The sequence below is a fragment of the Microbacterium sp. Leaf151 genome (assembly GCF_001424225.1).
Taxonomy (GTDB): Bacteria; Actinomycetota; Actinomycetes; order Actinomycetales; family Microbacteriaceae; genus Microbacterium.
On record NZ_LMOR01000004.1, the window covers coordinates 242,579 to 267,341 of the forward strand.

At 69.3% G+C, this 24,763-nt stretch carries 19 protein-coding genes; 6 read left to right on the forward strand and 13 right to left on the reverse strand.

Translation table 11 applies throughout. The annotated features are described in order from the left end of the window. Together ASF76_RS16800 and rpsO are read right to left on the reverse strand one after the other, a co-directional pair. On the reverse strand, positions 1–1,743 hold the full coding sequence (locus tag ASF76_RS16800; RefSeq protein WP_082485033.1) for a DUF262 domain-containing protein: 1,743 nt from the start codon (positions 1,741–1,743) through the stop codon (positions 1–3). A gap of 269 nt (positions 1,744–2,012) precedes the next feature. Beyond that, the gene (gene rpsO, locus ASF76_RS11935; RefSeq protein ID WP_019180606.1) at positions 2,013–2,282 is read right to left on the reverse strand and encodes a 30S ribosomal protein S15; all 270 of its coding nucleotides are present in this window, start codon (positions 2,280–2,282) and stop codon (positions 2,013–2,015) included. 229 nt (positions 2,283–2,511) lie between these two features. Here rpsO and ASF76_RS11940 point away from each other — a divergent pair, with 229 nt between their 5' ends. The 3 genes from ASF76_RS11940 (at position 2,512) to ASF76_RS11950 (ending at position 5,157) form a co-directional block, all read left to right on the forward strand. Further along, positions 2,512–2,733 carry a DUF167 domain-containing protein gene (locus tag ASF76_RS11940; RefSeq protein WP_055957934.1) on the forward strand — a complete coding sequence of 74 codons (222 nt, stop codon included), beginning with the start codon at positions 2,512–2,514 and terminating at the stop codon, positions 2,731–2,733. After that, complete coding sequence (locus ASF76_RS11945) at positions 2,730–4,034, forward strand: MFS transporter (protein ID WP_055957937.1); 1,305 nt, start codon at positions 2,730–2,732, stop codon at positions 4,032–4,034. Before ASF76_RS11940 ends, ASF76_RS11945 begins: the two co-directional genes overlap by 4 nt. Before the next feature lie 205 nt (positions 4,035–4,239). Beyond that, the gene (locus ASF76_RS11950) at positions 4,240–5,157 is read left to right on the forward strand and encodes a DMT family transporter (protein WP_082485034.1); all 918 of its coding nucleotides are present in this window, start codon (positions 4,240–4,242) and stop codon (positions 5,155–5,157) included. 292 nt (positions 5,158–5,449) lie between these two features. Here the strand turns inward: ASF76_RS11950 and ASF76_RS11955 are convergent, their stop codons facing one another. The 3 genes from ASF76_RS11955 to ASF76_RS11965 all read right to left on the reverse strand — a co-directional run bounded on the left by ASF76_RS11955 (position 5,450) and on the right by ASF76_RS11965 (position 7,943). Next, positions 5,450–6,010, reverse strand: coding sequence for a YceI family protein (locus ASF76_RS11955; protein WP_055957940.1), 561 nt, complete (start codon positions 6,008–6,010; stop codon positions 5,450–5,452). A 150-nt stretch (positions 6,011–6,160) separates the two neighbouring features. After that, entirely contained in the window at positions 6,161–6,526 is a 366-nt protein-coding gene (locus ASF76_RS11960; protein ID WP_013583439.1) for an FKBP-type peptidyl-prolyl cis-trans isomerase, read from the reverse strand. A 256-nt stretch (positions 6,527–6,782) separates the two neighbouring features. Beyond that, positions 6,783–7,943 carry a PrsW family intramembrane metalloprotease gene (locus tag ASF76_RS11965; protein ID WP_055957943.1) on the reverse strand — a complete coding sequence of 387 codons (1,161 nt, stop codon included), beginning with the start codon at positions 7,941–7,943 and terminating at the stop codon, positions 6,783–6,785. An 85-nt stretch (positions 7,944–8,028) separates the two neighbouring features. On the opposite strand from ASF76_RS11965, the gene ASF76_RS11970 reads away from it, so the two are divergent. After that, positions 8,029–8,895 carry a fumarylacetoacetate hydrolase family protein gene (locus ASF76_RS11970; protein WP_055957946.1) on the forward strand — a complete coding sequence of 289 codons (867 nt, stop codon included), beginning with the start codon at positions 8,029–8,031 and terminating at the stop codon, positions 8,893–8,895. 150 nt (positions 8,896–9,045) lie between these two features. Here the strand turns inward: ASF76_RS11970 and ASF76_RS11975 are convergent, their stop codons facing one another. From ASF76_RS11975 to ASF76_RS11990, 4 genes are all read right to left on the reverse strand, one after another. Beyond that, complete coding sequence (locus tag ASF76_RS11975; RefSeq protein ID WP_055957949.1) at positions 9,046–10,509, reverse strand: aspartate ammonia-lyase; 1,464 nt, start codon at positions 10,507–10,509, stop codon at positions 9,046–9,048. A gap of 175 nt (positions 10,510–10,684) precedes the next feature. Next, positions 10,685–11,584: a phosphodiesterase gene (locus ASF76_RS11980; RefSeq protein ID WP_055957952.1), complete on the reverse strand. Its 900-nt coding sequence runs from the start codon at positions 11,582–11,584 to the stop codon at positions 10,685–10,687. Positions 11,585–11,624: 40 nt separating this feature from the next. Continuing rightward, a complete protein-coding gene (locus ASF76_RS11985; protein ID WP_055957955.1) occupies positions 11,625–11,954 on the reverse strand; it encodes a hypothetical protein in 330 nt (109 codons plus the stop codon). Further along, the gene (locus tag ASF76_RS11990) at positions 11,954–13,171 is read right to left on the reverse strand and encodes an inorganic phosphate transporter (protein WP_055957958.1); all 1,218 of its coding nucleotides are present in this window, start codon (positions 13,169–13,171) and stop codon (positions 11,954–11,956) included. The genes ASF76_RS11985 and ASF76_RS11990 overlap by 1 nt, the downstream gene beginning before the upstream one ends. 189 nt (positions 13,172–13,360) lie before the next feature. Here ASF76_RS11990 and ASF76_RS11995 point away from each other — a divergent pair, with 189 nt between their 5' ends. Beyond that, on the forward strand, positions 13,361–15,475 hold the full coding sequence (locus ASF76_RS11995) for a S9 family peptidase (protein ID WP_055957961.1): 2,115 nt from the start codon (positions 13,361–13,363) through the stop codon (positions 15,473–15,475). Positions 15,476–15,687: 212 nt separating this feature from the next. On the opposite strand, the gene ASF76_RS12000 is transcribed toward ASF76_RS11995, so the two are convergent. From ASF76_RS12000 to ASF76_RS12015, 4 genes are all read right to left on the reverse strand, one after another. Beyond that, entirely contained in the window at positions 15,688–16,092 is a 405-nt protein-coding gene (locus ASF76_RS12000; protein WP_156459243.1) for a DUF559 domain-containing protein, read from the reverse strand. A gap of 783 nt (positions 16,093–16,875) precedes the next feature. Next, positions 16,876–17,904, reverse strand: a complete 1,029-nt coding sequence (locus ASF76_RS12005) for a 6-phosphofructokinase (RefSeq protein WP_055957966.1) — start codon at positions 17,902–17,904, stop codon at positions 16,876–16,878. Positions 17,905–18,222: 318 nt separating this feature from the next. Further along, positions 18,223–20,382: a DEAD/DEAH box helicase gene (locus ASF76_RS12010; RefSeq protein WP_055957969.1), complete on the reverse strand. Its 2,160-nt coding sequence runs from the start codon at positions 20,380–20,382 to the stop codon at positions 18,223–18,225. Positions 20,383–20,659: 277 nt separating this feature from the next. Next, entirely contained in the window at positions 20,660–23,149 is a 2,490-nt protein-coding gene (locus ASF76_RS12015; protein ID WP_055957972.1) for a heavy metal translocating P-type ATPase, read from the reverse strand. A gap of 141 nt (positions 23,150–23,290) precedes the next feature. On the opposite strand from ASF76_RS12015, the gene ASF76_RS12020 reads away from it, so the two are divergent. Further along, positions 23,291–24,658 (forward strand): MFS transporter, encoded by a 1,368-nt coding sequence (locus ASF76_RS12020; RefSeq protein WP_055957975.1) that lies wholly within the window; start codon positions 23,291–23,293, stop codon positions 24,656–24,658. The last annotated feature ends 105 nt before the right edge of the window (positions 24,659–24,763 follow it).

Here is a 24,763-nt window from a genome sequence, read left to right on the forward strand (position 1 = left end):
TCAGTTCACCTCGAGGTTGTCATCGCGTGGATCATCCTCCACAATCAGCAGATCCAGCGACGGCGTGTCCTCGAACGACCACTCAGCCTGACGGGCGAGGAATGTCCGCAGATGCGCCGACAGAGAAGCCTGCCGCATGCGAACGAAGCCCTCTTCATCTCCGGAGATCAGCGCCTGGGCCGCATCGGGCGTAACAGCGTGAGACCGAAGGACTGAGGACGCCCATTTCGACTCGCCCCCGATGCGGTCCACCGCAACACGCCACAATGAGTCTCGCACCGACTCAACCGTGCCCGCCGGGTCCGGCACCATAACTCGGTTGCCAGCGAGGGAGCGAAGCCGTACGGGGAAAGTCGAGGACGTGAAGATGGAGGGTGTGATTTCATTCGCTGTACTCTGCTCGCCAAGTGCTTCCAATAGGTCATCCATCGAATAGCCACGGACGTCCTCATATCCGGATAGAGGCATCGGACGCAGGTCCCATAGGGCAGCCACCATTATCCGGGTAACGGCGTGATTGGTGCGAAAATCCGTGACCTCGACCTCAGAGGCGGGTGGGCCCGCAACCATTTCCAGCAATCCCTCTACTGACCGCGATTCTTCGCCCGGGACAATACGATCGCAAAGAGATCGAGTTGCGTATGTGATGTTTCCCTTTGTCACTTGCGGGCCGAGCACGGCTGCTCGCCAGAACCATCGGCGAAGGTTCCGAGTGGTGCCGACGGCCGGCCACGGGTGGTGGGCAAAGAAACGGGTCAGCACGACCAGGAGGTATCGATACGGCAAGAACGCGAAGTGGGGAGCACCGGCTTCGTCCTGGAGGAATTTCACCGCCAGGACCATGGCGCGGATAGTCGCATCACGCGCTTCGCCCGCGTCCTCGCGAGGGAATTCAGACGTGTACCTGTCACCGGGAGAGTTTGCAGCAAGATCAAACTCCCTTCGAATATCTCGCGATATATTGGCGCCCCTTCTACCGAGGAACGCAAGCAAAACGGTGCTATCGTCGACGACACCGTAACCCGTTTCGGCGTGAACTTCCGAAGCAATATGGGTCAAGTCGTGAGTCGTTTCTGAACGCTCACCCTCTCCGCTTTCGTGCAGCGCGCTGAACACCTCGGCCCGAGTTAGTTTGCGACCGTAGTTGTTCATGCGATCGAAGATGTCCCTGAGGACGCCCTCCTCCGATTGTTCGACTACGTACACGGGAACTCGAAATTCGCGGATTGCCTTGGCAACTTTATTAGCGCGGTCGATATACGCCGGGTCGCTCATCAGGATCGAGTTGTCCGCGAACCACCTCAACAATTTCGTGAGATCAAAGATGATAGGAAGGGGGATCTCGAACACCGACTTGTTCTGAGAAGGGACAAACCGCTCCCTGTCAACGTCATACGCGAGCGCGAAACGCGGATCGATATGTCCTTCATCGCTGAGAGCGTTCGCGAGTGACGTGAGCCGTTGCTGTCCGTCCACGACGAAAAGGGCCGCGTCTGTTTCCTTCGCGTCGATCCTTAAAGCTCCGATCCGCATACCTGCCGCTGCGCCCGCTCGGCGACGCCAGAGCAGAAGATTGCCGACGGGGTAACCGCGGACTATCGAGTCGAAAAGACGGATTACATCGGGCCGCTGCCATTTCAACCCTCGCTGGAATGAGGGTATTCGTATGGCACCGCTCAGCACGTCGTCGACCAGATCGTCGATCGGCCGTGCTTCAGTGTGGAGTCGCCCCTCCGTCGCCATTGGCCCCGCCCTTCTGTAACTAACAAGACGCTATCGGGGCCAAAGGTTCGCGGCCCCACCGACTCGCGATGTGACCGCTTTTCACCCGCTGATCTGATCCTCTTCGGGGTCAGTCCGGCGGCGGGATGGTATCGCCGGTCTCGTGCCAGCGGTTGCCGCTCGCCCCGGGAACCGGGAGCATCTTGCGGGCCGGCGGCATCCGGGAACGACGAAGGCCGCCCCACACCGTGGGGCGGCCTTCGAGAAAGCGATATACGCGGGGGTCGCGCTTAGCGACGGAGACCCAGGCGCTCGATCAGCGAGCGGTAACGCGCGATGTCGATGTCCTGGAGGTAGCCGAGCAGACGACGGCGCTGACCCACCATCAAGAACAGACCACGACGCGAGTGGTGGTCGTGCTTGTGCTCCTTGAGGTGCTCGGTGAGGTCCTTGATGCGCTGCGTCAACATCGCGACCTGCACCTCGGGGGATCCGGTGTCACCGGGGTGCGTCGCGTACTCTTCGATGATCGCCTTCTTGGCGTCAGACTCGAGCGGCATAGATGGGATCCCCTTTCTCTCATTGCGCGGCGCCCGACGCCTGATGCGTGGGCTCTCTTTATCCGCGGCCGATCAAACGGCAACCGCATGAGTCTACCCCATGCGGATGCCGCAGCCGAACCGCTGCGGCATCCCGTTTCGTCGTCGAGCCGCGCCGGCCGCTACGCCGTATCGCCGCGCCTTCCCGCCCACCGCGCCCGGTGTCGGAGGGCTGGCGTAGCCTCGATCCGTGCAGCTCACCGTCCGCGTCAAGCCCGGCGATCGACGCGGCCCCCTCGTCGAAGACACCGCCGACGGCCTCGTGGTCCGCGTGCGCGAGCGCGCCGTCGACGGCGCCGCCAACAGCGGTGTCGTCTTGGCGCTCGCCGCCCACTTCGGCGTGCGGCCGCGCGACGTCGAGATCCTGCGGGGGCACGCCTCTCGCGTGAAACGCGTCGAGGTCGACGCGTGAGCGCGCGGCAGAGCGCGTTCATCGACCTGCGGCCCCTCACCACCTCCCCCGCGTTCGCCCGCCTGTGGATCGGCTCCACGCTGGCCGGACTCGGCGGGCAGCTCACCGTGGTGGCGGTCATGCTGCACGTGTTCGAGTTGACCCAGAGCACTCTCGCGGTGTCGATGATCGCGGTCGCCGGACTCCTGCCGATGATCGCGGCGGGCCTGTACGGCGGCATGCTCGCCGACGCGTTCGACCGCCGCACGGTGGCCCTGCTCGCGGCCGTGGTCACCTTCGCCTCGACCGCGCTGCTCGCTGTGCTGGCGTGGACGGGCCTCGAGACGGTGGGGTGGCTCTTCGTCCTCAGCGTGGTGAACTCCGCAGCCAACTCGATCGTCATGGCCACGAAGTCGGCCATCACCCCGCGCCTCATCCCGCGCGACCTGCTGCCGGCCGCCGCCGCGCTGCAGGGCGTCACCGTCGGAATCATGGTCATGGCCGGCCCCGCCCTCGCCGGGGTGCTCGTCGCGTTCGCCGGCTATGCGTGGACCTATTCGCTCGACGTGCTGCTCATGACCTCGCTGTTCCTCGGCCTGTGGTCGCTGCCGAAGCTCCGTCCGGAAGGCGAGGTGGTGCGCCCCGGCCTGGAGTCGCTGCGCGACGGCGTGCGGTTCCTGCGCCGCGCACCCAACATCCGCCTGCAGTACGTGCTCGACATCATCGCAATGACCTTCGGCCAGCCGGTGGCCCTGTTCCCCGCGATCGGCGCGGTCCTCCTCGGCGGCGGCGCGATCACCACGGGCGTGCTCACGGCGGCGGTCGCCGCGGGTGCCTTCCTGTCGAGCCTGTTCTCCGGACCCATCGGGCGCGTCCGCCGCCAGGGGCTCGGCATCGAGAGGGCGATCCAGGTCTATGGGCTGTCCATCGGCGCCTTCGGGCTCGTGCTGCTCGCCGCCGCGTCAGGCTGGCTCCGCCCCGACGTCGTCGACGAGTCGCACGCCGCCGTCGCCCTGATCGTCCTGGCGGCGATCACCCTCTCGGTCTCCGGCGCCGCCGACAACGTCAGCGCCATCTATCGGTCGACCATGATGCAGGCGGCGGTTCCGGATGCCATGCGCGGCCGCCTCCAAGGCATCTTCATCGTCGTGGTGGCCGGGGGTCCCCGCGTGGGCGCCCTCTATGCGGGAACCCTCGCGACAATTGCGGCGCTCTGGGTGCCGCCCCTGTTCGGCGGCATCGTGATCCTCGCCCTCGTGGGCACACTCGTGCGCTTCTCGCCCCGGTTCCGGCAGTACGACGCGCTCGATCCGCAGCCCTGACGCTGCACTCACCGCTCGGCGCTCCCCGCCGCGCCCGCGCGCCCAGCACCCCGAGCTCCACGTCCCCATGCCCGCACTCCGCACCCGCACCCGCACCCCCGACACGGCGAGCGAAGACGGGCCCGACTGCCGATCGTCGGCGGATTCCGGCCGTCGCACTCGCCCGGACGGTGCGATGTCGGAGCGCGGGCCTAGGGTCGGGAACGTGGCTTCCGGTCCCTCTCCCTCCCCCGTCTCGATCGCCGTCCAGTTCGTCCTCGCCGGCGTCGTCTGGGGCTCGAGCTTCCTTTTCATCGCGGTCGCCCTGACCGGTATGACACCGGCGCAGGTCGCCGGCGGTCGTCTGCTCTTCGGCGCCCTGACCCTCGCCGCGATCATCGCGATCCGCCGCGAGCGCCTCCCGCGAAGCCGACGTATCTGGGGTCACCTGTGCGTGCTCGCGGTGACGTTCTGCGCGGTGCCGTTCCTGCTGTTCGCCTGGGCCGAGCAGCACGTGTCGTCGGGTTTGGCGAGCATCTTCAACGCGACGACCCCGATCATGACGGCGATCATGGCGTGGGCGGCATTCCGCGTCGAAAGCCTCAAGCCCGGCCAGCTGGTCGGCATCGCCGTCGGCATCGCGGGCGTCGTCGTGATCATCGCACCCGGCGCCGTGACCGACGTCGGCAACAGCACCGTCGCCCAACTCGCCCTCCTCGGCGCCACCGCCTGCTACGGCTTCAGCCTCGCGTACGTGCGGCGGTTCCTCAACGACACCGGGCTGTCGGGGATCGCGCTGGCCTTCGGCTACATCGGTCCGGCGGCGGCGCTGACGGTGCTGCTGTCGCCCGTGATCCTGGCCGAGCCGATGCGCCTCACACCAGCGGTGGTCGCCAGCATCGTCACGCTCGGCATGCTCGGTACGGGTCTGGCCTACATCTGGAACCAGAACGTGCTGCGCGCGTGGGGTCCGACCCGGGCGTCCACCGTCACGTACATCACGCCGGTCGTCGGGGTGGCGCTCGGCGTCCTCGTGCTCGGCGAGCGCATCTCGTGGAACGAGCCGGTCGGCGCCGCCGTGGTGTTCGTCGGCATCCTCTTGGTGCAGCAGAGGCTGCGGATCCCCCGACGCACGCTCGTGTGAGCGCACCGGCCCGCACGCGAGCTCCGCACCGCCGGCACGTGCGGGAGTGGCAGGCGGCCTGAGCGGCGCGCTCCGCGGCTTGCAGACTCTTGGCGCCGGCACGTGTGGGCGTAGCGGCCCGTCTGAGCGGGGCGTCCCGAGGCTCGCAGTTGCCGCTCCACCCACGCGTGTGAGCGTCCCGGCCGTGGCCGGCTGACGTCGATGCCGTCCACGGACAGGACGAGGGCCCCGGATGCCATGGCATCCGGGGCCCTCGTGAAGCATCACGCCCGCAGCAACCGCTGCGGAACGATCACGCCTGGAGCGCGAGCTGAAGGTCGAGCTCGATGGTGACGTCCTTGCCGACGAGCACGCCGCCGGTCTCGAGGGCGGCGTTCCAGGTGAGGCCGAAGTCCTCGCGGTTGACGACGGTCTTGGCGGTCGCGCCGGCCTTGTAGTTGCCCCACGGGTCGGTGCCGAAGCCGCCGAAGTCGAGCGAGAAGGTCGCGGGCTTGGTGATGCCGCGGATCGTGAGGTCGCCGTCGACGAGGAAGTCGCCGTCTTCGAGGCGGATACCGGTGGAGCGGAAGTCCATGGTCGGGTACGTCTCGATGTCGAAGAACTCGGCGCTGCGGAGGTGCTGGTCGCGACCCTCGTCCTTGGTGTCGACCGAGGTGACGTCGACGGAGGCCTCGACGGTGGCGTCGTAGGGGTTTTCGGGGGCGACGATCGTGGCGCTCTTGACGCCGAACGTGCCGCGCACCTTCGAGATCATCATGTGACGCACCGAGAAGGTGACCTCGCTGTGGGCGGGGTCGAGGACCCAGGTGCCGGTCTTGTAGCCGGGGATGTCGAGGGCAGTGGTGTCGGTCATGTCACTCCTTGAGGTCTGGGGAGCCGTGTCGGCGTCCTGAAGAAGCCGAACTCCCATTCACACGAATGTATTCCACGATCGAGGTAAACAACGAACCCGAGGGAGCCGTAGCCCCCTCGGGTTCGTGAACGTCGGGTGAAGAAGCCCCGGTCAGCCGACCTTCAGCAGGTCGATGATGAAGATGAGGGTCTTCCCGCCGAGGAAGTGTCCGCCGGCAGGACCGTAGGCCAGGTGCGGCGGGATGACGAGCTCGCGGCGTCCGCCGACCTTCATGCCCGGGATGCCGTCCTGCCAGCCCTGGATCAACCCGCGGAGGGGGAACTGGATGCTCTCGCCACGGCCCCACGACGAGTCGAACTCTTCGCCCGACTCGTACTCGACACCGGCGTAGTGCACGGTGACGGTGTCACCGGGCTTGGCCTCGTCGCCGTCTCCGACGATGATGTCGCGGATGACGAGGTCGGAGGGGGCGGGGCCGCTGGGAGCGTCGAACTCCGGCTTGGTGCGATCAGTCATGCCTCCATCCAAGCACGCCGCAACCGCTCAGGAAGCCCCTGGACAACGAACGGGGGAAAGACTCAGCGCCCGGTGCCGCGGCGATGCCTGCGTGTCTACCGGGCGCTGAGTTGGCCTACAACGATGGTGCGCCCGCCCCGGCCGACTGTCAAGACCCGGCCCGTTCGGCACGACACCATGACGCGCTACCAGCCTGCGGGAGAGCCGGACCACGGCTCGCCGCGCCATGGCTCGCCGGGCCATGGCTCGGCGGGCCTCACGACGACAGCAAAGCCGTCCGAGCCGCCATCGTGCGCTCGAGCAGATAGCGCTCGGTCGCCGGTGCGTGCGGATCGCGGCCCGACAATGACCGCTGTCGCGCGGCGGCCAGTGCCGTGGCGTCGACGATGAACGTCTTCATCACCGCGGACCGGTCGCCGGGGAGGGTGCGCGCCCAGGCCACCGCGGAGCGGCGCCCGGGACCGGTGGCGAGCATGTCGACCTCTTGCGGGGTGAACCAACCGGCCGCCGCGTACTCGCCGAGACGGGCCCGGGTCAGGCGGGTCTCCTCGCGTCGCAGCGCCAGGACGCCGAGGATGAACAACACGAACAGCGGCACCTGTAGAGCCGCATACAGCTCGAAGAAGTCGAAGAACGTGGCCGAGCCGTTCCACAGTGCGTGCAGCACGATCGCGCCGATCACCCCGGGGATGCCGTAGGCCAGCGCCGCGCGCGTGCTCAGACCGCGGCGGGCGGCCAGGCCGAAAGCGAAGCCCGCGAGGCTGGTGAACATGACGTGCGCGAACGGGGAAAGCACCGCCCGGAGGAAGAAGGTGCTCGCCACCTGCCCCGGCCCGCCCTCGAGGTAGCTGATGGCGAAGTACTGCACGTTCTCGGTGAGGGCGAATCCCGCCCCGATCAGTGCCCCGTAGACGATGCCGTCGACCGGCCCGTCGAACACGCGGCGCGCGAAGGCGAAGATGAGCAGCACCCCGAGCCCCTTCGCCACCTCCTCGACGATCGGTGCCTGCACGACAGCGCCGATGGCCGGCGGGAGCCCGCCGGTCACGAGGCTGATCAGCAGATCGATGCCCAGCGCGATCACCACCGACGCGACAGCTCCCCACGCAACGGCGAAGACGAGCAGCCGCCGTGGCTCGGGCTCCCACCGGTCGATGTACCGCACCGCGAACCACACGATGACGAACGGGATCGCCGCGAGGATCAGACCGATGAAGGATGCCACCGTACCCAGGAAGCCGGTGAAGTACCGCACGAGCAGTGCCAACAGGGGCACGAGCAGCACCGCGATCACCCACAGCGCCACGCCACCGCGACGTGACCGCGGGGGCGCCGCGGAGGCGGGCGCCTGCGGCGCGCTCGAGATGCGGGTGGGTTCACCCGATCCCGGTCGGGAGAACGGCGAGGGGGAGCTCATGCGCACAGCCTAGGGCCGAACTCCGGCACGGCATCCGGGGCTTGCGAGCTCCCCGGCCGCGCGCCCGTCCAGGTAGCGTGGACGTATGCGCTTCGCCCACGCCCAGTCCCAGGAAGGGGCCGAAGCCCCCCGTCTCGTCTCGGTCCACGACGAGGAGATCGTCTTCGTCGACGCGCTCTTCGACGGCGCCCCCGGAACGCTCGAGCAACTGATCGCCGGCGGCGACGCCCTGCTCGACCGCGTGCGCGAGGCCGCGTCCTCGGCCCCGCGGCATCCGCTCTCCGGCATCCGGTACGCCTCGGCCGTCCTCGCTCCCCCCTCGATCCTCGCTGTGGGGCTGAACTACGCGGCCCACTCGGGCGAGCTCGGGCTCAAGACCGACGCGGGGCCGACGGTGTTCGTGCTCTGGCCCAACTCGCTCACCGCGCACGAGGCGACCACCTCGTGGCCGCGCGCGCTCAGCGAGGCCGTCGATTACGAGGCCGAGCTCGGCGTCATCATCGGCCGGCCCGGCCGGGACATCGCCGAGGCTGACGCGCTCCGACACGTGTGGGGCTACACGGTGGTCAACGACATCACCGCCCGCAACATCCAGTTCTCCGAGGCGCAGTGGTCGCGCTGCAAATCCTTCGACGGTTTCACCCCGACGGGTCCGTTCGTGGTCACGGCAGACGAGATCCCCGACCCGCAGGACCTGCACATCTGGACGGTCGTCGACGGACACACCGTGCAGGATGCCAGCACCGGCCAGATGGTGCGGTCGGTGGCGACGCTGATCCACAAACTGTCCGAGTCGGTGACGCTGCTGCCGGGGACCCTCATCTCGACGGGCAGCCCCGGCGGTGCCGGGTACTCACGCGATCCGCAGATCTTCCTCCGCGACCGCTCGACCGTGACCGTCGGCATCGACGGCATCGGCGAGCTGACGACCCACTGCCGCATCCTCGACTGAGCCGGCCCCGCTCCCGCGGGACGGAGTCTCACCGACGAGAGCGCTGCGGCCCGGACGGGACGTCAGCGAGAAGCGGTCTCGGCGTCACGAGAGGCGGCTCCGCGGTGAAGGGCCGGGACGTGTGGTCCCGACCCTTCGTCGTTCAGCGGGTCACTCCTCCACGACGCTGTCGGCGGCCCGGACGATCGGGATGGCCGCGGTGACCGCCTGCAGGCCCGACAGGCGTGCGGGCGACAGCTGCTTCGTGACCTCTTCACGGGTCATCAGGCCCGCCTCCACGACGAGGTCGGCGACGTTGCGGTGCGTCAGCAGCGCGGTCTTGGCCAGCGCCGCGGACGCGGCGTAACCGATGAACGGCGTGAGCGCGGTCACGACGCCGACCGAAGAGCCGACCATTGCACCCAGTCGCTCGCGGTTCGCGGTGATGCCGTCGACGCAGTTCACGCGCAGAGTCCACATCGCCTGCCGCATCCAGGTGATCGACTGGTAGATCGAGTGCGCGATGACCGGTTCGAAGGCGTTGAGCTGCAGCTGGCCGCCCTCGACGGCCATGGTCACCGTCATGTCGGCGCCGACGACGGAGAAGGCCACCTGATTCACGACCTCCGGGATCACCGGGTTCACCTTGCCGGGCATGATGCTGGAACCCGCCTGGCGCGGCGGCAGGTTGATCTCGCCGAGCCCCGCCTGCGGGCCGGACGACAGCAGCCGCAGGTCGTTGCAGATCTTCGACAGCTTCACGGCGTTGCGCTTCAACGACGACGAGAACGACATGAAAGCACCGGTGTCGCTCGTCGACTCCACCAGGTCGGTCGCGGTCTCGAGGTCGAGGCCGGTGATGGCCCTCAGGTGCCGCAGCACCGCTCCCCCGTACCCGGCGTGGGCGGTGATGCCCGTGCCGATGGCGGTGGCGCCCATGTTGATCTCGTACATCAGGTAGGCGTTCTCGGTGAGGCGGCTGTAATCCTCGCCGAGCGTCGTGGCGAAGCCGTGGAACTCCTGACCCAGCGTCATCGGCACGGCATCCTGGAGCTGCGTCCGCCCCACCTTCAGGACGTCGTGGAACTCTTCCGCCTTCGCCAGGAACGACTTCCGCAGCATCGAGAGCTCTTCGAGCAGACTCTGCAGCGTCAGCGAGAGACCGATCTTGATCGCCGTCGGATAGACGTCGTTGGTCGACTGGCTGCGGTTGGTGTCGTCGATCGGCGAGAGGAAGGCGTAGTCGCCCTTCTCTCGGCCCGCCATCTCGAGGGCGATGTTGGTGATGACCTCGTTGGCGTTCATGTTCGTCGAGGTCCCGGCCCCGCCCTGGATGACGCCGACGGTGAACTCGTCGTGGAACTCGCCGTCGATGACGCGCTGGGCGGCGCGGTCGATGAGGTCGGCCTTCGCCTCGTCGAGCACGCCGATCTCGCGGTTGGCGCGGGCTGAGGCCTGCTTGACCATGGCGAGGCCCCGCACCAGGTCGGGGTACACCGAGATGGGGCGCTTGGCGATCGGGAAGTTCTCCAACGCGCGAGCGGTGTGGATGCCCCAGTACGCGTCGGCGGGGATCTCGAGCGATCCGAGGGAGTCGGTCTCGGTACGGGTGCGCGTCATCGCGTCCAAAGCCATGGATACGTCCTTGTGGGTGTCACGGCGAGCAGGGATGCCCTGAGCCTAACGACCGCCTCGGGCGGAGTCGGTGGCCGCGACGGCCTGCCGCCGCATCCGCACCGTCCGGTGCGTCTATTGCACGCTCTGCGAGTACGCGCGGGCTGCCCTCCACCCGGGGGCGACGAGCAGCGGCTCACCGCTTTCGCGAGAACGCCTCGAGCCGCTCCTCCGCGCTCAGCGCCGCCATGCGCGCCGTCCACTCGGGGGTGAAGAAACCCGTCGCCTCCGCCTCGACGACGGGGACGACGGCATGCGTGACGGTGTCGTCCCAGACGTGCACGAGGTGGAAGGAGCGCCCGGCATCCATGCCGTTGACCTCATCGGCCGGACGGGCGAGATCCATCGTGTAACACGAGGCTGCGGCGACGCTCACGGGAACCCCGGCGAACGTGCCCGATGTCGAGTAGTGCAGGTGGCCGGCGAGGATGGCCCGCACATCGCTTCCCCGGATGACCTCGGCGAGACCGCGCTGGTCGCGGAGCTCGAGGATGTCGAAGAACGGGATGTGCGTGGGCAGGGGCGGGTGGTGGAGGGCGAGGATCGTGCCGAGCGGAGCCGGCTCGACGAGCTCGCCGCGGAGCCAGTCGAGCTGCGCGGCGTCGAGGTCGCCGTGGTGCCAGCCCGGAACCGTCGAATCGAGGGCGATGAGCCGCAGACCACCGAGGTCCCACACGCCGGTCACCGGCTCCTCGCTCGCCTCTGCGTCGAGAAGTTCGGCGCGCAGAGCCGGCCGTTCGTCGTGATTGCCGGCCACCCAAACGACCGGTGCACCGAGACGCGCCGCCCAGGGCTCCACCGCGGCGCGGAGGGCCCGATACGCCTCGGGCTCGCCGAGGTCGGTCAGGTCGCCCGTGAACACCACGGCATCCGGCCGCACGCCGGTCGCCTCGGCGGCCTCGAGCGTGCGCCGCAGGTGTCGCGCGGTGTCGTAGCGCTCGCCGAGCAGGCGGTCGCCGCCCAGCAGATGGGTGTCGCTGAGGTGGAGGATCACGCGCGCAGCGGGCGCGTGCTGACCGAAGTGCACGGATGCCATTCCCTCAGCCTAGGAGGGGGCTCCGACATCGCGTCCGGGTTCAGTGGTTGAACAGGATGAGCAGCAGAGCGCCGAGCACCACCGCCGCGCACACGGCGAAGCAGGCGTAGGCACCGAGGAGCGAGAGGCGCTTCTGGCCGTCGCTCAGCGGATTCTTCCGCGCGGCCTTCGCCACCGCCTTCTCGCCGCGGCGGCGTTGCTTGTCGGTGAGCACGGTGATGGCATCCGTGAACTCCGCCGGGGTCACCAGCGGAGGGCGCCCGCCGCGCACGAGCAGGCGCAGACCCAGCGCGTAGGACGTGACGACGATCGACGCACCCACGAGGGCGGCGACGAAGACCTGCAGGAACGCTCCCCAGTCGATGACCATCAGGCGTCCTTCCCGGCCTTGTCGCGGTCGAGCCGGCGCTGATGGCGCGTCGGCCCGGGCTTGCGGGGCACGTTCACCGCCGCTCCCGAGTCGGCGACCTCGCTCATCGCGTTCGCCGACGTGACCGAATCGCGGCGCGAGCGCAGGAACAGGCCCAGGATGATGATGACGGCGATCACCGCGTCGACGGCGACGCCCCAGCCGCCCAGCCACACCACGATCAGCGCGGCGGCCGCCCCCACGGCACCTGCGGCGGGCAGCGTCAGCACCCAGCCGATCATGATGCGTCCGACAGTGTTCCACCGCACGGTCGATCCGCGGCGGCCGAGGCCCGAGCCGATGACCGATCCCGACGCCACCTGCGTCGTCGACAGCGCGAAACCGAGGGCACTGGATGCCAGGATCGTCGCCGCCGTCGAGGTCTCGGCCGAGAAGCCCTGGGCGGGCTTCACGTCGGTCAGGCCCTTGCCGAGGGTGCGGATGATGCGCCAGCCGCCCATGTACGTGCCGAGCGCGATGGTGATGGCGCACGCGAAGACGACCCAGAGCTGCGGGTCGGGGTTCGCGCTGGACTGCCACCCGACGGTGATGAGGGCGAGGGTGATGACGCCCATCGTCTTCTGCGCGTCGTTGGTCCCGTGCGCCAGGGCGACGAGCGACGAGGTGAAGATCTGCCCCCAGCGGAAGCCGTCTCGACCGTCGGCCTTCGCGTCGTGGCGACGGGTGACGCCGTACGCGATCTTGGTCACGGTGAAGGCGATGATGCCCGCGGTGAGCGGGGCGATGAGCGCCGGCAGGATGACCTTGCTCAGCACCACGCCGGTGTCGATGGCGCTCGCGCCGACGCCCACCAGCGTCGCCCCGATCAGTCCGCCGAACAGGGCGTGCGACGAACTCGACGGGAGTCCGAGCAGCCACGTGAGCATGTTCCAGGTGATCGCGCCGATGAGGCCGGCGAAGATGATCGGCGGGAAGATGTCGGGACTGAGCTGATCTTCGCGGATCATGCCGCCCGAGATCGTCTTCGCGACCTCGGTCGACAGAAAGGCGCCGACCAGGTTGAGGCTCGCGGCGAGGAGGACCGCCACCTTGGGCTTAAGAGCACCGGTCGCGATGGGCGTGGCCATCGCGTTGGCGGTGTCGTGGAAACCGTTGGTGAAGTCGAAGAAGAGTGCCAGCACGATGACCAGCACGATGATGAGGGCTGCGCTCTCCACCGTTCGCTTTCCGTGAGAAGGAGGAAGGGATGCCGACGAAATCGGCGTGACGAACGAAGAGTTCACCTGGAGTTCGACACTCGTTCACCGAGGTCGCGTCGTCATCCTTTCATCGGCGGCGGCGGTGGTCAAACGCGCGCGGATCGCGCCGCCCGGCCCGATGTCGGGACGGCGCAGTAGCGTGGAACGGTGACCGACCTTCAGCACCAGCCGACACCACCCGTCACCGAACGCCGCTCCGCGGCGCGCACGCACCACGGCGACACCTTCGACGACCCGTACGAGTGGCTCCGCGCGAAGGACGACGCCGAGGTCGTCGCCCACCTCGAGGCCGAGAACGCCTACACGTCGGCGCGCACCGCCCACCTCGCGCCGCTGCGCGACACGATCTTCGGCGAGATCAAGGGCCGCACCCTCGAGACCGACCTCTCCGTGCCCGCCCGCCGGGGCGAGTGGTGGTACTACGGCCGCACGGTCGCGGGCGCGCAGTACGGCATCCAGTGCCGCGCCCCGCTGGACTCCCCCGACGACTGGACACCGCCCACCCTGTCCCCCGACCGCCCCGTACCGGGCGAGCAGGTGCTGTTCGACGGCAACGTCGAAGCCGAGGGCAACGAATTCTTCTCGCTCGGCAGCTTCGAGATATCGAACGACGGCACGCGCATGCTGTACGGCATCGACATCGCCGGTGATGAGCGCTACACCGTGCGGGTGCGCGACCTCGTCTCAGGCGAGACGCTCTCCGACGAGATCCCCGGCACTTTCTCGGGCGCATCGTTCTCGCCCGACGGCCGCTTCATCGTGTACACGACCGTCGATGACGCTTGGCGCCCCGACACCGTGTGGCTGCACGAGATCGGCACCTCCGTCGACTCCGACGAGAAGCTCTTCCACGAGAGCGACGACCGCTACTGGGTGGGCGCCGACTTCACGCGCAGCGACCGCTTCCTCGTCATCGAGATGGGCTCGTCGATCACGTCGGAGGAATGGCTCCTGGATGCCGACGACCTCCGCGGAGAGCCTCGCGTGGTGTGGCCGCGACGCGACGGCGTCGAGTATTCGTCGTCGCATGCCGTCGTCGACGGCGAGGACGTTCTCTACATCCTTCACAACGACGGCGCGCTCGACTTCGAGCTCGTGCGGGTCTCGGCATCCGATCCTCAGGGTGCGCGGCAGACCGTCATCCCGCACCGGAGCGGGCACCGCCTGCTCGGCGTCGACACGTTCCGCGACTGGGGTGTGGTCGGCTACCGCCGCGACGGCCTCGCCCGCCTCGGCATGCTGTCGTACAGCGACGGCACGGTCGACGAGATCTCCTTCGACGAACCTCTGTACAGCGTCGGCACCGGCGGGAATCCCGAGTGGGCTCCTCCCGTGCTGCGATTGGGCTACGGGTCGTTCGTCACGCCCGGCACCGTCTACGACCACGTCGTCGACACCGGCGAGTTGGTGCTGCGCAAGCGACAGCCCGTACTGGGCGGGTTCGACCCCGCCGACTACGGTCAGGCACGCGTCTGGGCGCCCGCCGACGACGGCACCCTCGTGCCGGTGTCGCTGGTGTGGAAGCGTTCCTTCGGCGAGCCCGGGGCGACCCCCCGGCCCGTGCACCTGTACGGGTACGGCTCGTACGAGCACTCCATCGAGCCCGGTTTCTCGGTGGCGCGGTTGTCGATGCTCGACCGCGGCGTCGTCTTCGCCGTCGCCCACGTGCGCGGCGGCGGCGAGATGGGACGGCAGTGGTACGAAGACGGCAAGCTCCTGGCCAAGCGCAACACCTTCACCGACTTCGTCGCGGCGGCGCGTCACCTGGTCGCCGAGGGCTACACGACCCCCGACCGCGTCGTCGCCGAGGGCGGCAGCGCCGGCGGGCTGTTGATGGGCGCCGTCGCCAACCTCGCCCCGGAGTTGTTCGCCGGCGTCCTCGCCGACGTACCTTTCGTCGACGCACTGACCACGATCCTCGACCCCTCGCTCCCTCTCACCGTCATCGAGTGGGACGAGTGGGGCGACCCGCTGCACGACGCCGACGTGTACGCCTACATGAAGTCGTACTCGCCCTACGAGAACGTCCGCGAGGGCGTCGAGTACCCCCGCATGCTGGCTGTCACCTCGCTCAACGACACCCGCGTGCTGTACGTCGAGCCCGCGAAATGGGTCGCGCGTCTCCGCGAGGTCGGCGCCGACGCGCTGCTCAAGTGCGAGATGGTGGCCGGTCACGGCGGCGTGAGCGGCCGCTACAACGCCTGGCGCGAGCGCGCGTTCGAACTCGCCTGGCTGCTCGACGTGCTCGGCTTGGCGGAGTAAGCCGAGCCGCCGCTGGATGCCTCGTCGCTTCGTGCGGCGGGGAGTTCGGCGTTGTGGCGCGGCGGCGAGGTCGGCGTTGTGACGCGGCGGCGAGTTCGGCCTCGTGGAGCGGTGGGGGCCGCGGCGATCGCGTCCCGATTTGTGCACGTCGTGTCCCACTTTCGGTTGTCTGAAGCCCCTCCAGCCGACCATTTTCGGGACGCGCATCATCCTCAGCGAGCCGACAACCCCGGCCGCCAGCCCGCTCGAACGAGAGCGTCGCGGGCCAGCGAGACGGCTCGCGCGCCGTCGCCGCGGAGGTGATGGTTGAGGACGCGCACGTGATCCCAGCCTGCCGCCCGGATCTCGGCCCATCGATCGGCGTCGCGAGCGAACTGCCGTTCGTCTTCCGCGTGAACTCTTCCGTCGTACTCGACGGCGACCTTCCATCGCGGGTAGGCCAGGTCGATCTCGGCGACGAAGTTCCCCCGCTCGTCGAAGATATCGGCGTTGACGTCGGGAGCGGGAAGACCATTCCGGGCAAGCAACAGTCGCAGACGCGTCTCTCGCGGCGAACGAACGCCGGGATGGGCGAGGTCCGCAGCAGCACGGAGGATGCCACCTCGGACATCGCCCATCTCACGAATCTCAGAACGGAGATCCTCCACCGACGCGGTCGGCTCCTTTCCGCCGACGAGCGAATCCGCGGCGGCCACCAGGTCGTCCAGCGGCCACAGCCGACCGCACTGGCGCCACGCTCGGACAGGGTCTTCGACCGGCAGGCCATGCGTCCCCGAGCGTACGGCCGGCGCCCGGGTCTGCAATCGGTGCCCGACGACGCCCGAGGTTCGAGGCTCTCGCTCGGGACGATGAGCGGACACATGGATCCTCGGCACGTACGGCCACTCCGGCGTGCTGACCCCGCGAAGTGCGAGTGCTGTCTCATGGCTGAAGAACTGCCACGGCCTCAGTCGCGGGGCGTAGACCAGGCATTGCTCCACCAGGGTCGTTGGCCGCGCGCGATCCCTTGACCGGATGCCGTGGAACGGCGACTCCAGATCGGCGGCGCGCAATCGAGCACGCGTCACCCCGAGCTCCGCCGCGTCGGCAACAGAGAAAGAGCGGGGAATCGATGCGGGAAGGGGAGCGGGGCTCGGCATGCCTCAGCATCCCGTCTCGTCCACCCTCTTTCGGCGCTATCCCCAGGCGTCGGAGCGAGCGCTCCGGCCAGATCTCCACCCATGTCCCCATTTCGGCTGCCTGGGACACCGCCAGCCAACCTAACCTGGGACACACCTCGACCGAATCGGGACATGGTCGGATCCCCCGCGCAACGCCGATCCCCCGCGCAACGCCGATCCCCCGCCCAACGCCGACGCCCCGCCCCGCGCGAGCGGGACGGGGCGACGAACGAGCCGGGCTCAACCGAACAGCGCGGCGGCCTCTTCGTAGCGGTACAGCGGAACGCTGTTGAGCTCGCCGAGGGCGTCGCCGAAGGGGACGCGCACGATGTCGGTGCCGCGCATCGCGACCATCTGACCCCAGGCGCCCTCGTGCAGCGCGTCGGCGGCGTGCAACCCGAGACGCGTGGCGAGCACGCGGTCGAAGCCCGACGGCGAACCGCCGCGCTGGATGTGGCCGAGCACCGTGGAGCGGGTCTCGATGCCGGTCAGACGCTCGATCTCGGGGGCGAGCAACTCGCCGATGCCGCCGAGACGCGGGCGGTTGAAGGCATCGAGGCCCTTGTCGCTGAAGGCCTCGTCCATTCCGGTGAGCTTGAATCCTTCGGACACGACGACGAGCGGCGCACGGCCACGGTCGTGCGCGCGGGTGACCTGCTCGACGATCTCGTCGATCGACATCGGCACCTCGGGGATGCAGATGACGTGCGCGCCCGCGGCGATACCCGCGTGCAGCGCGATCCAGCCGACGTGGCGACCCATGACCTCGGCCACCATGCAGCGCTGATGCGAATCGCCCGTGGTGCGTAGGCGGTCCATGGCATCCGTGGCGATGTTGACGGCGGTGTCGAAGCCGAACGAATAGTCGGTGGCGCGCAGGTCGTTGTCGATCGTCTTGGGGACCCCGAGCACGTTGATGCCGTCCTTCGACAGGCGGTCGGCCGCGGCGAGAGTGCCCTCGCCACCGATGGCCAGGATGCCGTCGATCCGGTGCCCGTAGAGCGTCTTGGAGATGTTCTCGGCGCCGCCGCGCGCACCCTCGTACGGGTTGGTGCGGCTCGTACCGAGGATGGTGCCGCCCACCTTGGACAGGCCCTTCACCTCGTGGCGCGTGAGGGGGAAGAAGTCGCCGTCGACGACGCCACGCCACCCGTCGCGGATGCCGACGAACTCGATGTCGTAATTGGTCGTGCCCTTGAGCACGACGCCACGGATGACCGCGTTCAGCCCGGGGCAGTCGCCGCCGCTGGTCAGGATGCCGATCTTCATGGGCAGAGTCCTCAAGTGCTGTGATTCGGGTGGAGGTGACGGCGCCGTTGCCGTCTTCGACCCTATCGCCGCGGGCGGGACCGCTGCCACACGGTGACGACGGGCGGGCGGATGCCACGACCTCGACCCCGGAGCCGCGCTCGGCTCTGCCACTGTCAGCGTGTACAGGCGGTCGCGCCGAAACAGGCCATCCCGGGCGCTGCCCACCCTGTTCTCAACCGATCCCCTGTTCTCGCGACGTCCAGACGCGCTGCCCGGGGCCGCGAACGCACGAACGCCCCGATGCCGAAGCGACCGGGGCGTTCGCGAAGAACCGACTCAGGCTTTGCCGAGTGCCTGTCGCAGCAGGTGCATGAGCGCCGAGAGCTGCACCGAGTCGCTCGAACCGGGCTCGATCGACTGGCCGTCGAGGGCGCGCTGAGCGAGGCCCTCCTTCGAGTCGATCAGCTCGGCGATCTTGGTGTCGATCGTGTGCGCGGCGATGATGCGCCACGCGGTCACGGGCTCCCCCTGGCCGATGCGGTGCACGCGGTCGATGGCCTGCGTCTGCTCGGCGGCCGTCCACGACAATTCGGCGAGCACCACGTTGGAAGCCGCCTGCATGTTCAGGCCGACACCGGCGGCTGTCAGCGAACACACCGCGATCCCCACGCCGGGGTCGCTGTTGAACGCGTCGATGGCCGCCTGGCGGGCGGTCGAGGTCTGCTCGCCGCGCACCGACACGGACTTCAGGCCGGAGGCCTTGAAGTGGGCCTCCGCGGCATCCATGACATCGATGTGCTTCGCGAAGAAGACCACCTTGCCCACCGAGCGCTGCAACTGCACGGCGTAGTCGGCGGCGAGGTGCGCCTTGGCCTGACCGATCCGACGAACCATGGTGAACACGTTCTCGCTGCCCGAGCCCGCAGCCTTCGACTCTTCGAGTTCGCCGTGGGCGACGAGGCGCACGATGTCCTCGTCGATCGCGCCGGCGGCGAGACCTCGATCGCCGCGCGCCTCGATGATGCGGCGGTACTTCGCCGCGAGGCGGGCGCCGAGTTCGCGTTCGGCCTGGCGGATGGAACGACCGAATTCATCGTCGAGCTCGACGGGCAGGTCGGCGACGAGCTTGTCGGGCAGGTCGGCGGCGACGTCCTTCTTCTTGCGCCGCACGATTCCCATCGAGATCACGGCCTCGCGCGCCTCGGGGTAGAACGCCTTGTCGGCGGGCGTCAGGCCCGTGGCATCCAATTTCTCCATCAGCTCGGGACCGGGCTTCTCGCCGTTGGTCCACCCGAGGAACCGCCAGATCGCGTCGAAGTCCTCGACGTCGTTGATCAGGGGGGTACCGGTGAGGGCGAGCATCAGTGGATCGCGTGTCTGCTGACGGACACGGGATGCCAGGGCCAGCACGTTCTGCGAGCGCTGCGACGTGAGGTTCTTGATGAAGTGCGCCTCGTCGACGACGACGCCCTTGAGACCGATCGACGACAGCCACGACAGGTGCCGGTCGAGGATCTCGTAGTTGACGATGAAGATGTCGGCGAAGGCGTCGATGTCGGCACCGCCGCCCGAGATGACGGTCGCGCGACGCTGCGGCGTCCAGCGCTGCACCTCGCGGGCCCAGTTCATCTTGACGACGTTGGGCACGACGACCAGCAGCGGATAGGCGTCGGCGACGCTGGCGGCGAGCACCGACTCGGCGGTCTTGCCGAGACCGGGTTCGTCGGCGAGCAGGAACGACCGGTGACCGGTGCGGACGGCTTCGAGGAAGCGCGACTGGTGCGGCATGACCTCGAGCCCGCGCGGCGACAGCCTGTCGAACTCGGGGACGGGCGGCAGTTCCATGCTCGCCGCCGAACCGCCGGCGCCGATCTCGAACGCCTTGTAGAGGGGGCCCATGAGCTCCCATCCATCGAGGCGGCGGCGCGGGGCGTCACCGCTCGTGCGCGGGGTGAGGTCGGGCGGGAGGAACGGGTTGGCCATCTGGCGCGCCTCGATGGATGCCGGGATGACCTGCTTCTCGGCGAGCGACGCCGGCACCACGGGGGCGATCTTGGGCGCGTTGTCGGTGATGATGAGCTCGTCGGGCGGTAGTTCCGAGCCGGCCTCGAGCAGCCAGTCGCGGCGCATGCGGCGGGCGACGGGAGAGGTGGCCTGATCGACTTCGAGCAACTGGATCAGCGAGGTGTCGCGCGCGGCCGTCTTGGCGAGGATCGTCGCCACCCCGTCGAGGCGCTTGAGCAGCTCGGCGCGGGCGGCGTCGGTGATCTCGGTGTCGGCCTTGACCCGGGCGCGTTCTTCGCGCACGAGGAAGGCGATCACCTGGAACTTGACGCGGTTGGTGGGCCCGAGCTTGCCGCGCTGCGCCTTCGCCTCGACCTCGCGCACCTTGCGGGCGAGGATCGGGATGACGGGGGCTTCCTCGTCGCGTCGGGATGACGTGGTCTTTCTGCGCCGCTGGGTCGAGCTACGGGCGGCGGTTGCCGTGGTCGGCATGCTCCTCCTGAGCGTGTCGTCCGGAATCTCGTCCCGGAACGTTCCGGCCTGGGCCGGTGGAACAGTGACCCCGGGAAGTCGTCGCACGAACCGCCGCCGGAGAAGCGGTGTCGGCGACCCGCATCGCGTCTACGCCGGAACGGCTCGCGAGACAGCGGAAGTCGAAGTCTCATCCATTCTAGCGGTCCTGTGTCGTTTGCTCGCATACAGCGCCGGATCTGTGCAGAAAGGGACCAGGACCCGTCGGCCCGGGTGCGCGCGAGCCCCCGGCTATGTGTCAGCCCGCGCGTCGCAGGCGCAGGCTGTTCAGCACCACGAACACGCTCGAGAACGCCATCGCCGCGCCCGCGATCATGGGGTTGAGCAAACCCAGCGCCGCCAGCGGGAGAGCTGCGACGTTATACGCGAACGCCCAGAAGAGGTTGCCGCGGATCACCCGCATCGTGCGGCGGCTGAGGCGCACGGCGGTGACGATCCCGCGCGGGTCGTCGCGCATGAGAGCCACGTCGCTCGCGTGCAGCGCGGCATCCGTTCCGCCCCCCATGGCGATCCCCAGGTCGGCGGATGCCAGGGCGGCGGCGTCGTTGACCCCGTCGCCGACCATCGCCACGGTGCGTCCCTCGGCGCGCAGGGCCGCGATCTCGGCGACCTTGCCCTCGGGCAGCACCCCCGCGCGCACCCGCTCGATACCGAGCTCGGCCGCGACGGCACGGGCGACGTGCTCGTTGTCGCCGGTGAGGAGCACGGGTTCGAGTCCCATCGCGCGCAGCTCCGCGACGGCGGTGGCGCTCTCGGGACGCACCGTGTCGGCGACCTCGATCACCGCGCGCGCCCGCATCCCGTCGCCCTCGGCCCACCCGGCCACCACGACGGTGCCCCGTTGCTCGCCGTCGGCGACCGCCGCAGCCAGGACCGGCGACAGCGGCGCACCGAGGTCCGCGGCAAGCGACCGGCGACCGGCGAAGACGCGCACACCGCCGACGCTGCCCGTGATCCCCCGGCCCGGGAGCGCGTCGAGGTCGGAGGCCACCGGCCCCTCCCCCGCCGCAGCCACGATGGCGTGCGCAACGGGGTGCTCCGATCCGCGCTCGACGGCGGCGATCAGGCGGAGCGCCTCGGCGGCATCCGATCCCTCGTCCACCGTGACCGCAATGACGCTCATCCGTCCCGCCGTGAGCGTGCCGGTCTTGTCGAGCACGATCGTGTCGATGCGCTCGGCCGACTCCAGGGCCGCGGGCCCCGTGACGAGGATGCCGAGCTGCGCCCCGCGGCCGGTGCCCACCAGGATCGCGATGGGCGTGGCCAGGCCCAGGGCACACGGGCACGCGATGATCAGCACCGCCACCGCGGCCGTGAAGCCGGCGGCGACGGGTTGGCCGGCGACGATCCATGCGACCAGGGTCAGCGCCGCCAGCACGATGACCACGGGAACGAAGACGCCCGAGATGCGGTCGGCGAGGCGCTGCACACGGCTCTTGCCGAGCTGCGCGTCCTCGACCAGGCGCGCGATGCGTGCCAGCCGCGTCTCCTCGCCGACACCCGTCGCGCGCACGACGAGTCGACCTCCCGAGGCGATGGTGCCGCCCGTGACGCTCGATCCGGGTTCCACGTCGACCGGCACCGACTCCCCCGTCAACATGCTCTCGTCGACCGAGGCGCGTCCCTCGATCACGACGCCGTCGGTGGCGATGGTCGCGCCCGGCCGCACGACGAAGTCGTCACCCACGGCGAGGGAGGCGATGTCGATGCGACGCCCGTCGGCGAGCTCGGCCTCGCGCGCGCCGAGGTCGAGCAGGGAACGCAGCGCCGCGCCCGCGCGACGCGTGGAGCGCTGCTCGATCACGCGGCCGAGCAGCAGGAAGACGGTCACCGCGGCCGCGACCTCGAAGTAGACGACGGAGGTGGCGTCGTGGACCGGCCCGAACAGCATGACCTCGTGCCGGATGCCGATGCGCCCCGCGCTGCCGAAGACGAGCGCCCAGACGCTCCAGAGGTAGGCCGCGAACGTACCGAGCGTGATGAGGGTGTCCATCGTGGCGGCGCCGTGCCGCGCATTGCGTAGGGTCGCGCGGTGGAAGGGCCAGCCGCCCCACAGCACGATCGGCGTGGCGAGCACGAGCGAGACCCACTGCCAGCCGGGGAACTGCCATGCCGGGACCATCCCGAGCGCCACGACCGGCACGGCGAGCGCGAGCGAAACCCGCAGCCGCACGCGGAGCGGCGTCGCGCCGGGCGCGTCGGCGGTGTCGTGCACATGTCCCTCGTGCTGCGCGTCGGTCGGCTGGTCGGCGGCGGAGTGCGCGCCGGCGTGGTGGCCGGCGGCGGCGTCGATCGCGCCGGCGTGGTGATCGGCGGCGGCGTCGATCGCGCCGGCGTGGTGATCGGCGGCGGCGTCGATCGCGCCGCCCGGGGCCGGAACGGCGGCGGGGTGCGGCAACCGGGTGCCGGCATCCGTGATGCCCGTCTCGGTGGCGGGAGCGACGAGAGGCGGGGATGCCACGGCGCCCGTCGCGGGGAGCCGGGCCACCCTGGTGCGGACGGTGGCGTCGTACCCGGCCGCGCGGACCGCATCGATCAGCGCGGTGGTGTCGAGTCCTGCCGGGTAGCGCACGCGGGCCGTCTCGGTCGCGAGGTTCACGGCGGCTTCGACCCCCTCCACCCGGCCCAGTCGCTTCTCGACGCGGGCGACGCAGCTCGCGCAGGTCATGCCCTCGATGTCAAGCACCGCCTCGGCCGTGGGTGCGGTGGCATCCGTGTTCTCGCTCATGGCTTCTCCTTCGGTCACCCCGTCGATAACAGGATACCCCCTGGGGGTATTCCAGCGCCCCGTCCACGAGAAGCAGGACCGCCCCGTCCCGCCGGACCGCGAGCCCTATCCCGCCGCGGCGCACGACCCTACTCTGGGACGATGGTCGAGACGATGACGCGCGAACAGCGCATGGTGCTGACGATCGCGGTACTCGCCTCTTTCGTGTCGTTCCTCGATGGCACCGTCGTCAACGTCGCCCTTCCCGCCATCGCCGGTGAACTCGGCGGCGGTCTGTCGACCCAGCAGTGGGTCGTCGACGCCTACCTGGTGACCCTCGGCGCCTTCATCCTCGTCGCCGGTTCGCTGAGCGACGTGTTCGGACGCGTGGTCGTGCTGCGTGTCGGCCTCATCGGCTTCGGCATCACCTCGGTCGCCATCGCCGCGGCACCCACGGCGGAATTCCTCATCGTGGCGCGCGCCGTGCAGGGCATCGCGGGAGCACTGCTGGTGCCCAGCTCGCTCGCCCTCATCACCTCCACCTTCCGGGGGCCCGCGCAAGCCCGCGCGATCGGCATCTGGACCGGAGCCACGACCATCGCCATCATCGCCGGCCCCCTGATCGGCGGCGTCTTCGTCGATACGCTGTCGTGGCGCCTGGCGTTCCTGGTGAATGTGCTGCCGATCGCGGTGACGATGTGGCTCCTCGTGCGCCTCGGGCATCACGACCACCGTCGCCCCGACGCGCGCGTCGACATCGTCGGGGCCGTGTTGTGCGCCGTCGGTCTGGGCGGCGTCGTCTTCGCCCTCATCGAGCAACCGAACCTCGGGTGGGCGTCCCCCGTGATCTGGCTGCCGGGACTCATCGGCGCGGCCGCGTTCGTCGGCTTCATCGTGCGTCAGCGTCTCGCCCGTGACCCGATGATGCCGCTCGACCTGTTCCGCTCGCGCAACTTCTGGGCGGGCAACCTCGCCACCGTGTTCGTCTACGCCGCACTCTCGCTCAACGGCTTCGTCGTGAGCGTCTACCTGCAGCAGGGTGCGGGCCTGTCCGCGACCCTCGCCGGACTCGCCTCGCTGCCCAGCACCCTCCTCATGATCTTGCTGAGCTCGCGCATGGGCGCCCTCGCCGGGCGGTACGGTCCGCGACTGTTCATGACGCTCGGGCCGGTCCTGATGGCGATCGGGTCGCTCCTGCTGCTGAGCGTCCGAGACGATTTCGACTACTGGACGCAGGTGCTCCCCGGTATCGCGCTCTTCGGCCTGGGCTTGACGGCGACCGTCTCGCCCTTGACGGCCGCCGTGCTCGGTGCGATCGAGACCGAACGGTCGGGCATCGCGTCGGCCGTGAACAACGCCGTCTCCCGCGTCGCCGGGCTCCTCGCGATCGCTGCGGTCTCAGCGGTCGTCGGCGGGTCGCTCGACCTCGACGGGTTCCACCGCGCCGCCATCGTCACCGCCGCCCTGATGCTGCTGGGGGCTGCGGCGTCCTTCCTCGGCATCCGCAATCACCTGTCACGGACCGACTGACCCGACGCCGTCATCTCCTGAGCGTCCCTCACCCTGACCCGCGGCGGACGTCCGCGTGAGCACGGACACCGCGAACGGATGCCTCGACTCGACGCCGGAGCCGCG

Bases quoted from the DNA above. Each gene is read 5' to 3' on its own strand.
- ASF76_RS16800 (WP_082485033.1), bottom strand. From the start codon at position 1,743: ATGGCGACGGAGGGGCGACTCCACACTGAAGCACGGCCGATCGACGAT.
- rpsO (WP_019180606.1), bottom strand. From the start codon at position 2,282: ATGCCGCTCGAGTCTGACGCCAAGAAGGCGATCATCGAAGAGTACGCG.
- ASF76_RS11955 (WP_055957940.1), bottom strand. From the start codon at position 6,010: ATGACCGACACCACTGCCCTCGACATCCCCGGCTACAAGACCGGCACC.
- ASF76_RS11960 (WP_013583439.1), bottom strand. From the start codon at position 6,526: ATGACTGATCGCACCAAGCCGGAGTTCGACGCTCCCAGCGGCCCCGCC.
- ASF76_RS11965 (WP_055957943.1), bottom strand. From the start codon at position 7,943: ATGAGCTCCCCCTCGCCGTTCTCCCGACCGGGATCGGGTGAACCCACC.
- ASF76_RS11970 (WP_055957946.1), top strand. From the start codon at position 8,029: ATGCGCTTCGCCCACGCCCAGTCCCAGGAAGGGGCCGAAGCCCCCCGT.
- ASF76_RS11975 (WP_055957949.1), bottom strand. From the start codon at position 10,509: ATGGCTTTGGACGCGATGACGCGCACCCGTACCGAGACCGACTCCCTC.
- ASF76_RS11980 (WP_055957952.1), bottom strand. From the start codon at position 11,584: ATGGCATCCGTGCACTTCGGTCAGCACGCGCCCGCTGCGCGCGTGATC.
- ASF76_RS11985 (WP_055957955.1), bottom strand. From the start codon at position 11,954: ATGGTCATCGACTGGGGAGCGTTCCTGCAGGTCTTCGTCGCCGCCCTC.
- ASF76_RS12000 (WP_156459243.1), bottom strand. From the start codon at position 16,092: ATGGGCGATGTCCGAGGTGGCATCCTCCGTGCTGCTGCGGACCTCGCC.
- ASF76_RS12005 (WP_055957966.1), bottom strand. From the start codon at position 17,904: ATGAAGATCGGCATCCTGACCAGCGGCGGCGACTGCCCCGGGCTGAAC.
- ASF76_RS12010 (WP_055957969.1), bottom strand. From the start codon at position 20,382: ATGCCGACCACGGCAACCGCCGCCCGTAGCTCGACCCAGCGGCGCAGA.
- ASF76_RS12015 (WP_055957972.1), bottom strand. From the start codon at position 23,149: ATGAGCGAGAACACGGATGCCACCGCACCCACGGCCGAGGCGGTGCTT.
- ASF76_RS12020 (WP_055957975.1), top strand. From the start codon at position 23,291: ATGGTCGAGACGATGACGCGCGAACAGCGCATGGTGCTGACGATCGCG.